General features: G+C 62.5%; 12 protein-coding genes. 6 read left to right on the top strand and 6 right to left on the bottom strand.

Annotated elements, in window-relative coordinates; genetic code table 11:
• Positions 1-140 precede the first annotated feature (140 nt).
• On the top strand, positions 141-1,106 hold the full coding sequence (locus AACP62_RS05140) for an SPFH domain-containing protein (RefSeq protein WP_339346827.1): 966 nt from the start codon (positions 141-143) through the stop codon (positions 1,104-1,106).
• 62 nt (positions 1,107-1,168) lie between these two features.
• Here AACP62_RS05140 and AACP62_RS05135 read toward each other — a convergent pair whose 3' ends face one another.
• Both AACP62_RS05135 and murI read right to left on the bottom strand, forming a co-directional pair.
• A complete protein-coding gene (locus AACP62_RS05135) occupies positions 1,169-2,020 on the bottom strand; it encodes a patatin-like phospholipase family protein (RefSeq protein WP_029677877.1) in 852 nt (283 codons plus the stop codon).
• A gap of 68 nt (positions 2,021-2,088) precedes the next feature.
• Entirely contained in the window at positions 2,089-2,874 is a 786-nt protein-coding gene (gene murI / locus AACP62_RS05130) for a glutamate racemase (RefSeq protein WP_339346825.1), read from the bottom strand.
• Positions 2,875-2,941: 67 nt separating this feature from the next.
• Between murI and dapF the strand changes: the two genes are divergently transcribed.
• Complete coding sequence (gene dapF / locus AACP62_RS05125; RefSeq protein WP_339346824.1) at positions 2,942-3,907, top strand: diaminopimelate epimerase; 966 nt, start codon at positions 2,942-2,944, stop codon at positions 3,905-3,907.
• Here dapF and AACP62_RS05120 read toward each other — a convergent pair whose 3' ends face one another.
• Positions 3,908-4,516 carry a vitamin K epoxide reductase family protein gene (locus AACP62_RS05120; RefSeq protein WP_339346823.1) on the bottom strand — a complete coding sequence of 203 codons (609 nt, stop codon included), beginning with the start codon at positions 4,514-4,516 and terminating at the stop codon, positions 3,908-3,910.
• 71 nt (positions 4,517-4,587) lie between these two features.
• Between AACP62_RS05120 and AACP62_RS05115 the strand changes: the two genes are divergently transcribed.
• Complete coding sequence (locus tag AACP62_RS05115) at positions 4,588-5,475, top strand: PHP domain-containing protein (RefSeq protein WP_339346822.1); 888 nt, start codon at positions 4,588-4,590, stop codon at positions 5,473-5,475.
• A 65-nt stretch (positions 5,476-5,540) separates the two neighbouring features.
• Here the strand turns inward: AACP62_RS05115 and AACP62_RS05110 are convergent, their stop codons facing one another.
• On the bottom strand, positions 5,541-5,780 hold the full coding sequence (locus AACP62_RS05110; RefSeq protein ID WP_024627268.1) for a DUF3107 domain-containing protein: 240 nt from the start codon (positions 5,778-5,780) through the stop codon (positions 5,541-5,543).
• A gap of 89 nt (positions 5,781-5,869) precedes the next feature.
• Positions 5,870-7,444 (bottom strand): phosphotransferase family protein, encoded by a 1,575-nt coding sequence (locus tag AACP62_RS05105; protein WP_425332911.1) that lies wholly within the window; start codon positions 7,442-7,444, stop codon positions 5,870-5,872.
• A 103-nt stretch (positions 7,445-7,547) separates the two neighbouring features.
• On the opposite strand from AACP62_RS05105, the gene AACP62_RS05100 reads away from it, so the two are divergent.
• Positions 7,548-9,038, top strand: a complete 1,491-nt coding sequence (locus AACP62_RS05100; protein ID WP_339346821.1) for an ATP-dependent helicase — start codon at positions 7,548-7,550, stop codon at positions 9,036-9,038.
• Between the two features lie 41 nt (positions 9,039-9,079).
• Here AACP62_RS05100 and AACP62_RS05095 read toward each other — a convergent pair whose 3' ends face one another.
• Complete coding sequence (locus tag AACP62_RS05095; protein WP_339346819.1) at positions 9,080-10,717, bottom strand: zinc-dependent metalloprotease; 1,638 nt, start codon at positions 10,715-10,717, stop codon at positions 9,080-9,082.
• Positions 10,718-10,811: 94 nt separating this feature from the next.
• On the opposite strand from AACP62_RS05095, the gene AACP62_RS05090 reads away from it, so the two are divergent.
• Both AACP62_RS05090 and AACP62_RS05085 read left to right on the top strand, forming a co-directional pair.
• On the top strand, positions 10,812-11,678 hold the full coding sequence (locus AACP62_RS05090) for a YlbL family protein (RefSeq protein WP_029677885.1): 867 nt from the start codon (positions 10,812-10,814) through the stop codon (positions 11,676-11,678).
• Positions 11,679-11,729: 51 nt separating this feature from the next.
• Positions 11,730-12,146, top strand: a complete 417-nt coding sequence (locus AACP62_RS05085; protein ID WP_339346816.1) for a DUF3052 domain-containing protein — start codon at positions 11,730-11,732, stop codon at positions 12,144-12,146.
• Positions 12,147-12,230 lie beyond the last annotated feature (84 nt).

Genomic DNA, 12,230 nt, shown 5'->3' with positions numbered 1-12,230 from the left:
TTACGCCGAGTCTATTACCGCTTTATCGTCAGAGGGGATTAATCCAGTCGGGTTCATCATGTATAAAGGATGGGAAAGGCTGGAATGGTGCGGTTTGTAGGTCCGGCATCCAAAGGTTTTAAGCTCGAAGGAGAACGCTTATGAGTTTGGGCATTGTCATTCTGGTCGTTGTGCTGGTCATCTTCCTCCTGGGAATCTTCGTGGTGCCTCAGCAAAAGGCATATGTCATCGAGCGCTTCGGCAAGTACCAGCGGGTGGCCCTGGCGGGCATTCATGTCAAGATTCCCCTAGTGGACCGGGTGGCGACCAAAACCAACCTGCGGGTCAACCAGCTGAACGTCAAGCTGGAGACCAAGACCAAGGACAACGTCTTCGTCACGGTTGAGGTCTCTGCACAGTTCCGTGTGGAGGCAGCCAACGTGGCTACGGCCTACTACGAGCTGGGCGATCCGGAGGGCCAGCTGCGCTCCTACATGGAGGACGCCCTCAGGTCGGCCATTCCGGCCCTGAGCCTGGATGATGCCTTCGCTCGCAAGGACGATATCGCCTCCGACGTGCAGCAGACTGTAGGCCAGGAGATGCAGCGTTTCGGTTTCTCGGTCATCAAGACCCTGGTCACTGCTATCGATCCCTCCAACGAGGTCAAGCAGGCAATGGACTCCATCAATGCGGCCCAGCGTGAGAAGGAGGCCACCAGGGAGCGTGCCGAGGCGCGTCGGATCGAGATCGAGACCCAGGCCAGGGCTGATGCGGAGAAGACCAGGATGCAGGGCGAGGGCCAGGCCAACTACCGGCGGGAGATCGCCAACGGTATTGTGGACCAGATCAACAGTCTGCGGGCCGTTGGCATGGATATCGACGCTGTCAACAATGTTGTGCTTTTCAACCAGTATCTTGATGTGATGCGTTCGCTGGCCGAGTCCGGCAATGCCAAGACCCTGGTTCTGCCTGCGTCGACCCCCGGCGGGTACAACGACCTCTTCAACCAGATGACCGCTGCATTGATGACCGCCCAGAGCAGCCAGGAGAGTCAAGAGAGTGTGAATCCCCGAGACGGCCGCGGGGAGGTACGGACAGAGGGCGGGACCGAGGCACCGTCTCTCTAAGATCTCATGGAGGAGCCGAAGAAAATCCGCCCTTTACGTGGCAGGCCCGGCGGAGGCGGATTTCAGCTCTTCAGGAAGTCGGCTATGGCCTCGGCAGCCCGATAGCCCTTGTCGTACATGGCGTTGAGTCCCTTGAGTGACTTGCTCAGCGTGGTCAGCCCGCACAGACTATCCGGGGCCAGGATGAGTACCTGGCCCTTCTTCTCGGCTTGTTTGGCTATGGCCACCTCGTCGTTGTAGGTGCGATAGCGCTCCATCAGGCGCTCGGCGGCCGCCGGATAGGTCCTGGCCAGGATTCGGGCCGGCAGGACATCCTTCTTCTGCTCGCGCAGAATATCCCTCTGGCGCGTCAGGACCAGAACGATGCGCTCGTAGCCCTCGTCCATGGCCTTGCGGACCGGGACTGGATCGGCGATGCCGCCGTCCAGATAAGGCACGCCATCGATCATGTAGGGCTTATTGGCCACCGGCACAGTGGACGAAGCCTTGAGGACGTCATAGTTGTCCTGGGCCAGGTCCGACTTGTCGAAGTAAGCGGTGGATCCGTCACTGGCCTTGCAGGCCACAATGGTGAACAGGGCGGGATTGGCCTTCAAAGCAGGGTAGTCCAGCGGGCATTCCCCATCATGGGCTGACAGTTTGCCATAGACGTAGTCCAGGTCGACAAAGGTGTGCTTGGTCAGGAAGTTGCTCACACTCGCGTACTCCTTGCGGGAGGAGTAGACGGTGTAGAAGCGGTAGCAGCGTCTGAGCTGGCCCGACAGGAATGAGGCCAGATTGGCGCTTCCGGCCGAGACCCCGTAGCAGTGATCGAAGGTGATGCCCTGCTCCATGCAGCGGTCGAAGACTCCGGCGCCGAAGATGGACCGGTAGCCGCCGCCTACGTCGATAACGGCTGTTCTTTTGCGTGCCATGGACACCTCGTTTCCTGACAGAAATCCGCGCTTGATGACAGCTTATGCGTGAACGTTGGACAAGCTGTTCAGGGGCGGCAGGAGGCCAGCAGCCGCTTGGACAGATCCAGCATGGCTGGTGAGGAATCAGAGTTGGCGATCTCTACTCTGCCGGGGCCAGGGCCCGGGTTGAGGGCATCGGCTTGGGCTAGCAGATCCTTGAGGTGGCGGGCCGTTCCCGGGTTGCCGTCGATCAGCGCCAGGTCCGGCGGGCAGATGCTGGCGATGGACTGGCGGAAGAAGACGAAGTGGGTGCAGCCCAGAACCAAGGCATCCAAATTCTGCAGATCATAGGGGTCCAGATAGCGGTGCAGGGTGGCATCGACCAGAGTTTGATCCTTTAGCTTGTCAGACTCCACAATGGTCACCAGGTCTGGGCAGGGCTGGGTCAGGATGGTGTGCTTGTCGGAGAACCGTGCCATCAGGCGCGAGAACTTGGCCTCCTTCAGGGTCAGCGGGGTGGCCGTGACCAAAACTCGTTGAGGCCGGCCTCCGCCTCGTGTGCAGGCCAGTTTCAGCGCCGGCTCCATGCCGATGACAGGGACCGGGTAACGTCGGCGCATCTGATCCACGCAGACGCTGGTGGCGGTGTTGCAGGCGATGACCAAGGCCTTGACACCCTGGTCCATGAACCGGTCGCCGATGACCTGGCAGCGCTGGGTGATCTGGGCCGGCTCCTTGGTGCCGTAAGGGGCGTAGGCTGAATCACCGAAGTAGAGCAGATTTTCTTGCGGCAGGAGGCTCTGGATGGCCGCGGTGACGCTCAGACCGCCCAGCCCGGAGTCAAAGATCCCAATCGGTGCATCTGATGCCATGTGATCCGCTCCTTCCGCAGCCGAAAAACCAGCCTAGCCTGTCGCCGAAGGGCCGTACGCTACAAGCATGAGTATTCCCCGGACTGTTTACAAAATGCAAGCCACCGGCAACGATTTCGTGGTCTACGCCGATCCCCGGGGGGATCTGGAACCTACGGCCGACCAGGTGCGATGGCTGTGTGACCGGCATTTCGGGGTCGGAGCCGACGGGGTCATCCGGCTGACCCACCCGGCTGATGTCAGCGATCTGAGCCAGGAGCAGGTGGATACCTGCGACCATTTCGGTTGCCAGTGGTTCATGGATTATCGCAATGCGGACGGTTCCTTGGCCCAGATGTGCGGCAACGGGACGCGGGCCGTCACCCTCTTCGCCCAGAAGCAGGGGCTGACGCCGACCATGGAGGGCTCATCCTTCCTGTTGGGGACCCGGGCCGGGGTCAAGCGGATCGTCTCGCGCAGTCCTATGCAATGCGAGGGCGAGCATGTGTTCAAGGTCAAGGTCGGATCCTGGCGGATGGGTCCAGTGGGGGACCAGCTGGTCGACGGCGCGGCCCTGTCAGGCTCGGCTCCCGGCACCCTGGTGGATATGGGCAATCCCCACGCAGTCATTATGAACTCAGTCGCTGCCGAACCAGAGGCCGATGGGTTGCCCGAGACTATGACTGACCTGCTGGCCAGGACTGATCTGCCTGGCCTGGGTGATCTGGACCTGTCGGTCCCGCCGCGGGTCAGGCCTGGGCTGGACGAAGGGCAGAATGTGGAATTCCTGCGTCTGGATGCCCTGGATGCTGAGAATGGCAGCGGCCGGGCCACCATGAGGGTATATGAGCGTGGCGTCGGCGAGACTCTGTCCTGCGGGACCGGTCTGTGCGCCAGCGGTGTGCTGCTGCGGGCCTTGACTGGGATCGATCACTGGACCATTCAGGTGGGTGGAGGCCGTCTGCAGGTGGACGTGGACCCGCAGGATGTATGGCTGACAGGACCGGCCAGAATGGTGGCCCGTCTGACCCTGGAGAATGTTCCCGGCTGCTGATCAGCCGAAGAGGGCGGATCCTTCCACAGCCAGAACGATGGTTGCCAGGGCGACCAGCCAGATCAGGTCGACCATCAGGTCGAAGTGCCGCTGGTAATAGGTCTGTAGCCATCCTGGCCGCTTGCGAGGCAGCCCCTGCTGGATGACCGTGGCATGGCTGAAGGCCATGAATTGCAGGCTGGTCGCGAAGGTCATGACCAGGCACCAGGGGCAGAGGGCATGGATGACGAAGAGCGACTGGGTGAACAGCCAGAGCGCATAGGCCAGGGCGGCAAGAGAGGCCAGCCAGGTCCCTGCTGCCAGCAGTCTGGGCATCTTGATCCGGCACAGGCCCACTACGGCCAGCGTCAGGAATACAGATTCTGCTATCAACCCCAGAAAGGCATTGGGGACCGGCAGGGTGCCCAGGCGAATCAGCTCGGCCTGGGGCGACTGGGCCACGGCTGAGCAGGAGACCACCGAGTTGATGTCACAGCTGAGCTGGCCCTGGGGGTGACGTGCCAGCTGAAGTGTTTCCGCTGACAGGACCAGGCTGGCATAGAGGGTTGCGAGTGAAGCCAGGGCGGCAATCAGATAGCTGGAAGTGGCTGAAGAGGTCGGTTCGCTCATAGGGTCCATCACCTCGGTGGTCGGGAGGGTTCTCTGAGACGGGAACGCGTTCACGAGTTTAGGATGGAGGCATGACGCATGAGGATACTGTCACGACCTCCGGCTGGGACCTGCACTGCCACACCGTGTTCTCCGACGGCACCGTGACGCCGCGAGGGATGGTCGAGCAGGCGCAACAGCTGGGTCTGGAAGGTCTGGCCATCACCGACCATGACACCAATGCGGGCTGGGATGAGGCCCGTCAGGCGGCCCAGAACCTGGGAATGCCTCTGCTGCCGGGCACCGAAATCACTGCGCAGGATGGCCGTGTCTCGGTTCACATGCTGGCCTATCTCTACGATCCCAAGGATCCGGTCATCACCGGACTCTTCGCCAAGACCAGGGAGGCCAGGCTGACCAGAACCAGGACCATGGTCGAGCGGATATCCCGGGATTATCCAATCACCTGGCAGGATGTGCTGGACCAGGTCAAGGAGGGGTCGAAGACCACGGTGGGTCGTCCGCATATCGCCGATGCCCTGGTCAAGGCCGGTGTCTATGCAGACCGGAGCCAGGCCTTTGCCGGGGTCTGTTCCTCCGGAAGCGCTTACTACCTGCCTACGCCATCACCGACCACCCATCAGGTGCTGGCAGCGGTCAACCATGCGGGCGGAGTCCTGGTCATCGCCCACCCCGGTGCGGTCAACCGCAATCCCGTCCTACTCTCCGATCAGCAGATCGCCGCGTTGGCCAGGGAGGGGCTGGGCGGTCTGGAGGTCTGGCACCGGGACAATCCGCCTGAGCAGCGCCGACGGCTCCTGGCCCTTGCCCAACGCTGGGGGCTGCTGGTGACCGGAGGATCGGACTGGCACGGCCAAGGCAAACCCAATCGGATGGGGGAGAACAGCACCACTGATGAGGTGGTGGCGCGAATAGTGGATAGGGCTCGGGGGAGCCGTCCGGTGGCCTGGAAGGGTTAGCGGATACGAATCGGGGGCGGTCGGACCACCAAGGACCCGGCCGCCCCCATCAGGCAATCACAACCTCAGTCAGAGGAACCTCCCAGAACGCCGAAGCCCACAGGATGGGTGGTGTCGGAACCGACCACTGCGTAGCCCAGGGATTCCTTGGGAACGATGATGTGCCGACCCTTGTCGTCCACCAAATCGATGGGTCCGCCCTCGTTCAGGGCCTGGGCGATGTGGGCAGCCACCTCGTCCGCCTTGGCATTGGTGCTGAAGTTGACCGTGCGGGCCACGTTCTTGATGCCGAATTCGATATCCATTGCTACCTCCAAGGTTGTTCTCCGTCGCCCAGACCTGCCGGTCCACGGATCTTCCGGTCTCATTATTCGCTGACCCGGATGATTACGCTCTAAGCGTCCCCGTGGGGCTCCTCCGGGGAAGAGCCGGTTTCCGGCGGCGATGCCGATGTCTGTCCGTCTGTGGTGAGTGTGGGGGTCTGCTCGGGCAGGGGTTTTCTGGGAAGGACGATGGTCTCTGCCTGATCGCTTGCAAGAGCCTGAGCTGGCGAGGCATCGTGCGGCTGGGAAGCAGCCGAGGGCTGGCCGTCTCCGGATGGGTCTGCGGACGAGCCGCTTACTGCAGCCTTCGGGTCCGCTTCGCCATCCACATCCTCGTCACTGGTGGTTGGGTTGCCGATGCCGCGGAAGTGATCGCTCAGGCCTGATTCCTCCTCCTTGGGAATAGGAGCAACAGCTGGTGGCTTGGATTTATTCCTGGCATCGGAGTGGTCCATGGCGGTCTGGGCCAGAGCCAGGTCAGCCATTTCCGCCCTGTTGATGGCGATGGTGGCAGAACTTTCATCCGACGCTTCTGCTGAGTCGAGGTCCGGCTTTGGTGTTGGATTCTCCTGTACCTTGGCGGCAGAGGGATCTTCAGCATTGTCGTCGCCCAACAGGGTGCCCACGGTGATGGTGGAGGGTGCGCCAGCGGGTGACGGACTTGGCGTCTTCTGCTGCCGACGGGCGCGCTGGTCCTGCTCATGGTCGCCCAGCTGCTGGGCCAGGCGCTCAACCTGGGCCTTGAATTGGATGATCCGTTCGTTGTCTGCATGATCCAAGGCGGTGATGAAGTCGCCCACCTGCTCCATCTGCAGCCAGAGATTGGCCCGGAGCATGATCAGATCGTCCAGTCGGGCCCCCATCATCCTGCCGTAGGCTGCAATGACTGCGTTGCGGCGTGATCCGTCAAGCTTGGCGAAGATCCAGGCCAGGTCACGGGCAGGATCGTTGATCTGCATGTCCTGCCAACCGTAGACCCCGCTCAGTCCTGAACCTGCATAGAGCAGATCACCGTCTGAGAAGCCCCCATGCACAGTGCAGGTGTCGAAGGACCAGAGTCCGTCGGTTGCCACGATGGAAGCCCAGGAATCGGTGATTTCCTTGGGCACATGGCCGTCCATGCGCAGCCGCTTGATCCATCCGCGCAGTTGTGCCGCGATTTGAGCGGTGGAGAAGGCCGGATATCCGTGGGTTTTCAGAAAATCAGGGCGCACCCTGTGGATGGCGCCGATGGCTGTGCCCGCGGCCGTGCATTCGTTCAGGGTCAGCAGATGGAGGGGACGGATTCGGCCTGGGCAGTGGGTCATGACGGCAACAGCTGTGGTGCCGGTCGGGCTGTCGGCCTTCCCGCCTGGCTGGTAGGCCAGGATACGCTCGACCTGGAAGCCCATGGCCGCCATCTCCTTGGCATCGGCCAGGGCCTGGGCCGCCTTGACTCGAGCGGCCAACCGACGTTTGCCAGCCTCCGAGCTGGTGGCCCAGACGTCGTAGACGTTGCCGGTCGCGTCCTGGACCACCGCACAGTCCACGCCCTGTGCACGGTCCAGGCTGCTGAGCTGGTCGCAATCCCGCGCGCCGGTCACGGGCACCTCGGGCATGGCGGCCGACGCCAGGGCGGCCAGGGTCAGCTTCGTTCGTTCAGTCACATTCTCAAGGATAATACAAGGACTGTTGTGGATACGGTTGTCCACTTGACCACATGGGCGCGCCGCCGCCGGTTCCGGTACCGGCCTTTGACACAATGGGGGTGTGCATGAGGATGAGGAACGATTGCTGGAGGGGCTGGATCCCACCCAGCGGCAGGCGGCTACCGTGCTTGACGGGTCTGTGCGGATCGTCGCAGGGGCCGGGGCTGGCAAGACCAGGACTATCACCCGGCGGATGGCCTATGCCTGTGCATGCGGCAGCTGGGAGCCCTCCAGAACCTTGGCAGTGACCTTTTCGGTCCGTGCTGCGGCTGAGATGCGCGATCGACTGACCAGGCTTGGCGTGTCGGCCTCCCTGCAGGCGGCGACCTTCCATTCGGCGGCCCTGCACCAGCTCAGGCGGGTCTGGCCCCAGGTCAGCGAGACCTATCCTCCCGATTTGATTGAGGATGTGGGCCCCTTGGTGTCTTCTGCCTACCAGCGGGTCTGCGGGCAGGAGGCCGACCCGGGCCAGGTCAGGGACCTGACTGCGGAGATCAACTGGGCCAAGGTGGGGCTGATTGCCCCCCAGGACTACGTTCGGGTCTGCGCAGCCAGTCACCGTCTGCCGCCGGCCGGTCTGGAGGCTGATCGGATGGCCGATCTGTACACGGTCTTCGAGAGTTCCAAGGCCGCCCATAATCAGATGGACTTCAACGATATTCTCCTGCTGGTCTGTCACATATTGGAAGAAGACGGCCAGGCTGCTGCAGATATTCGAGACCGAATCGGCTGGCTGACGGTGGACGAGTACCAGGATGTCTCGCCCCTGCAGCACCGGCTGCTCAAACTTTGGCTCAACGGCAGGCAGAACATCTGCGTGGTGGGGGACCCGGCCCAGACCATCTACTCCTTCGCGGGGGCCACCTCCTATTACTTGCTGAACTTCCCCCAGGAATTCCCTGGCATCAAGGCCGATCTGGACCTGTCCACCGACTACCGGTCCACAGAAAGGGTGGTTCGATACGCCAACGGTATTCTGGCGCGCTCGCCGGTGCGTGACGACTATCTGAAGCTGACCTCCGCCCGTCAGGAGGGTAGCAGGGTCGCGATGACCCGTTATGAGGACGATGCTGATGAGGCTGGGGCCGTGGCCTCCCGTATATCCTCCATGATCCGGAAGGGGGCCCGGCCCGGCCAGTTTGCAATACTGACTCGGATCAACGCCCAGCAGACCCTGATCTGCCGTGCGCTACACGAACATGGAATCGGCTACCGGGTGCGCACCGAGTCAGGCTGGCAGAACCAGTCGGTCAATCTGAGCAAGCAGGAGGTGTTGGAACAGCTGGAGGGAGGCATAGGCCAGGGGAGGGTCACGGTCTCTACCATTCACGCCGCCAAGGGATTGGAGTTCCCCCATGTCTTCATCGTGGGCTGTGCCGAGGGGTTGATTCCCTTTGGTTCACCGCCGGAGGGGGATGCCCTGGAAGAGGAACGCCGTCTCATGTACGTAGGGGTGACCCGTGCCGAGGACACACTGCACCTTTCCTACGCGGAGCATAAGGACGGCAGCGCCTTCGTCCGACGCGCTCCCAGCCGGTTCATTCACCGCTGAGCGCTATCGCCTGGGCCCTCGGAACATGGGGGAGCCGCTGTTCAGGCGTGGTCGTTGTCCGAGTCGTCTCTGTCCGAGTCGTCTCTGTCCGAGTCGTCCTGGTCCGGGTGGCCATCATCGAAATTCTTGGTATCTTTGCCGGCGCTGTTCTGGCTGCCAGGAGCCTCATGGTCTGGATGCCCCTGGTCATTGGAAGCGTCGGAGTCTGCCGGGGTGATCGGGTTGGCAGAGGAATCCTTCTCTTCGGCATTCAGCAGTTTGTCCAGCTCGGCATCCCAATCCACTGAGGTGGCGGGAGTGTCGGCCTTCTGCTCGGATTGCCCGTCTGCAGAGGTCGATGTTCCGACTTGGTCGGCATCCTCCTTGACAGGCAGGGAGGGCAGCAGATCAGGATGGGACCAGTGATCGTCGCGGCCCCGCACGCCCTCGTCAGCGGTGATGCGCTCCCAGAGATCGGCGGCCTCGCGCAACCGCTTGGGATGGAGATGCAGTCCCAGCAGGGATTCGAAGGTCTGCTCGGCCGGCCCTCCCACGGCGCGCTCGCGTCGGGTCATCTCCCGCAGCTGCTCCAGGTGGGGCAGGTGGGCCATGCCAGCGTTCCATACCACGCAATCCACCCAGCCGTCGACCAGGGCCAGCAGGTCGCCCAGGCTGTGCAGGGCCTCCTTCTGCTCAGGGGTGTCTTCGATGCCGACATTGCTGAGATTGATGGCGCCGGCAATGGATTCGGGGTTGATTTGCTCAGCATCGCGCAGCTGGTCCTCCACAGCGTCCAGGTCGATGGAGACTCCCCGGGCGTATTTGCCGATCAGGGCCTCGAAGCGCGGCATCAACCAGGGGACGGCGGCGTAGAGCCGGGCGTGGGCGGCCTCCTTGAGGGCCATGTAGCGGGTGACCTCGTCCAGATCCAGTTCAAGGGATTTGGCGTAGGTCTTGATGTTCTGCGGAATGAGGGCGCCGGCGGGGTTCTTCAGCAGCGGGATGCCCTGGTCGAATCCTCCGCGGACCTCCTTGGCCAGCTCGCCGGCGGCCTGCCCCAGCTGCATGGCGAAAGAGGTGTTCCCCAGCAGCTTCATCAGCGTGGTGGGATCCTTGAGGTTGTCCGGCAGTGGAATGGGCACAGGTCCGGCGAACATCCCGGAAATCTCGCCCTGATCGAAACCTTGGAAGCGCTGGCTTATGACGGAGGTCAAGGCGTCGCTGACCGCCTGGGCCACCGGGGAGGCGAACTTTACCCAGGCGTCTATGCTGCCCTCGATCCATCCGGCACGGGTCAGGGCTTGCGTTTGGCCCGGGGCGGGGTCGAAGGCGCAGACGGTGTCCAGCCAGAGGTTGGCTTCGCTCATGACTCGGGCCACCCTTTCGCTGTCTTCGGCTGTGACTGTGGTATCGGACTGGTCGGCCCTGGTGCGTCCCAAGGCGATGTTCTTGGCCAGTGCAACATTGATGGGACCCTGGTCAGCCTGGGCCTGCATATCGGCAGGTGTGTTGAGCCCTCCAGCAGTGAAGGCCTGGATCAGGGCCTGAACCTCGGCGGGTTTGGGCAGTTGATCGGCTCCCTGGGCCGCCATTTGGGAGCGGATGGACTCAGGCAGCTGCGAGAACTGACTCCAGGCCAGCTCGCCCTGCACCGGGCCGAAGCACTCGATGAGCCATTGGTGGATTGCATTCTCGTCCATTGCTTTGATTCCAGTCCTCGCCAAGGCAGACCGTCCGCCCTCAAGGTTGACGTCTGCCGGGATTATCGTCTTCATCAACCATAATATTGGAGCTATGACACTTCCGCACGGGAAATCGGATCACTGCGCCACAGGCGCACCCGAAAGGCAAGCCGGGACGCTTGGCGGACCCACCCGCAAAATGCTGGTCGGCGGTCTTCTGGTCATTCTGGCCATCTTGGTGCTCTTCCTCCCATCGCCCTATACCATCGAGACGCCCGGCCCCACCCAGGATGTGCTGGGAAGTTCAAAGGGCTCACCTGTCATCAAGGTGAAGGGCGGCCAGGTTCACCATGACAAGGGTCGCCTACTGATGACCACGGTCAATGCCCGCGGAATCCCCGGCTACCCGGCCTCCAACCTTGATGCCCTGGTGGGCTGGGCCGACCCCCACGCCACGGTGCTTCCCCAGGAGGCCGTGGTCCCCCCCGGACAGAGCGTTGAGGAGTACAAGCGCCAGGAGCAGGGCGACATGCACGGCTCCCAGAAGGCCGCATCAGCCCAGGCTCTGGCCTTCCTCAAGGCCCGAGGATATGACGTTTCAGGCCTGCAATTCAGCATGAGGGTGGCCGACATCGGCGGTCCCTCGGCCGGACTCATGTACACCCTGGGGGCCATCGACAAAATCACTCCGGAGCAGGAGACCGGCGGTCTGACCATCGCTGGAACCGGCACCATGGATCAGAAGGGACGGGTCGGGGCCATCGGCGGTATCCAGCTGAAGATGCTGGGTGCCAGGCGGGACGGCGCCACCTGGTTCCTGGCCCCGGCGGCCAACTGCTCACAGGTGGCAGGTCATGTGCCCAAAGGGCTGCGCGATGTCCGGGTGTCCACCTTGGACGATGCCTACAAGGCCCTGGTGGCCATCGGCCATGGCCAGGGGGAGGGGCTGCCTCGCTGCACAGCCGCCAAGGGCAAGTAAGACAAGGCCGGTCCAATTGGTGAATTCCGGCAGTCTTGTTATGCTGAAGCCGTGGCTGAGACTACAACCTATACAGCGGAAGAGTTCGGTTTTCATCCCGGAGATATCGTTCAGGAATGGATGTGGGACGACGATGTCGACGACGGGATCCGGACCAGGATTGAGGATCTGACCGGCGAGGAGCTGGTGGACGAGGACTATGACGCAGCCGTGGATGGGGTCATCATCTGGTGGCGGGACGGCGATGCGGAGGACGATCTGGCGGATACCATCATGGATGCCTCGGCCATGGTCAACAAGGGAGCGCCTTTCTGGGTGCTGACTCCCAAGCCTGGCAGGCCTGGGGCTTCGGCGCCAGGGGTCGTCTCCAATGCGGCCAAGACTGCGGGCATGAACGCCCTGATGCCCACCACCGTCAGCGAGGATTGGAACGCCACCCAGCTGCGGGCTTTCGGCAAGGGCAAGTAAGACTTCTGGCTGCATAAGCGCCAATGAACGAGGTGGTGGGCATCGGGGTCAACCGGTGCCCACCACCTCGTTTGTCATTCATGA

Source organism: Bifidobacterium apis, assembly GCF_036986835.1.
GTDB lineage: Bacteria > Actinomycetota > Actinomycetes > Actinomycetales > Bifidobacteriaceae > Bombiscardovia > Bombiscardovia apis_A.
This window is presented reverse-complemented; position numbering and strand designations above follow the sequence as displayed.

What these genes read in the sequence shown, in the direction of transcription:
- AACP62_RS05140 (WP_339346827.1), top strand. Translation starts at nt 141, where the DNA reads ATGAGTTTGGGCATTGTCATTCTGGTCGTTGTGCTGGTCATCTTCCTC.
- AACP62_RS05135 (WP_029677877.1), bottom strand. Translation starts at nt 2,020, where the DNA reads ATGGCACGCAAAAGAACAGCCGTTATCGACGTAGGCGGCGGCTACCGG.
- AACP62_RS05120 (WP_339346823.1), bottom strand. Translation starts at nt 4,516, where the DNA reads ATGAGCGAACCGACCTCTTCAGCCACTTCCAGCTATCTGATTGCCGCC.
- dapF (WP_339346824.1), top strand. Translation starts at nt 2,942, where the DNA reads ATGAGTATTCCCCGGACTGTTTACAAAATGCAAGCCACCGGCAACGAT.
- AACP62_RS05115 (WP_339346822.1), top strand. Translation starts at nt 4,588, where the DNA reads ATGACGCATGAGGATACTGTCACGACCTCCGGCTGGGACCTGCACTGC.
- AACP62_RS05090 (WP_029677885.1), top strand. Translation starts at nt 10,812, where the DNA reads ATGACACTTCCGCACGGGAAATCGGATCACTGCGCCACAGGCGCACCC.
- murI (WP_339346825.1), bottom strand. Translation starts at nt 2,874, where the DNA reads ATGGCATCAGATGCACCGATTGGGATCTTTGACTCCGGGCTGGGCGGT.
- AACP62_RS05095 (WP_339346819.1), bottom strand. Translation starts at nt 10,717, where the DNA reads ATGGACGAGAATGCAATCCACCAATGGCTCATCGAGTGCTTCGGCCCG.
- AACP62_RS05110 (WP_024627268.1), bottom strand. Translation starts at nt 5,780, where the DNA reads ATGGATATCGAATTCGGCATCAAGAACGTGGCCCGCACGGTCAACTTC.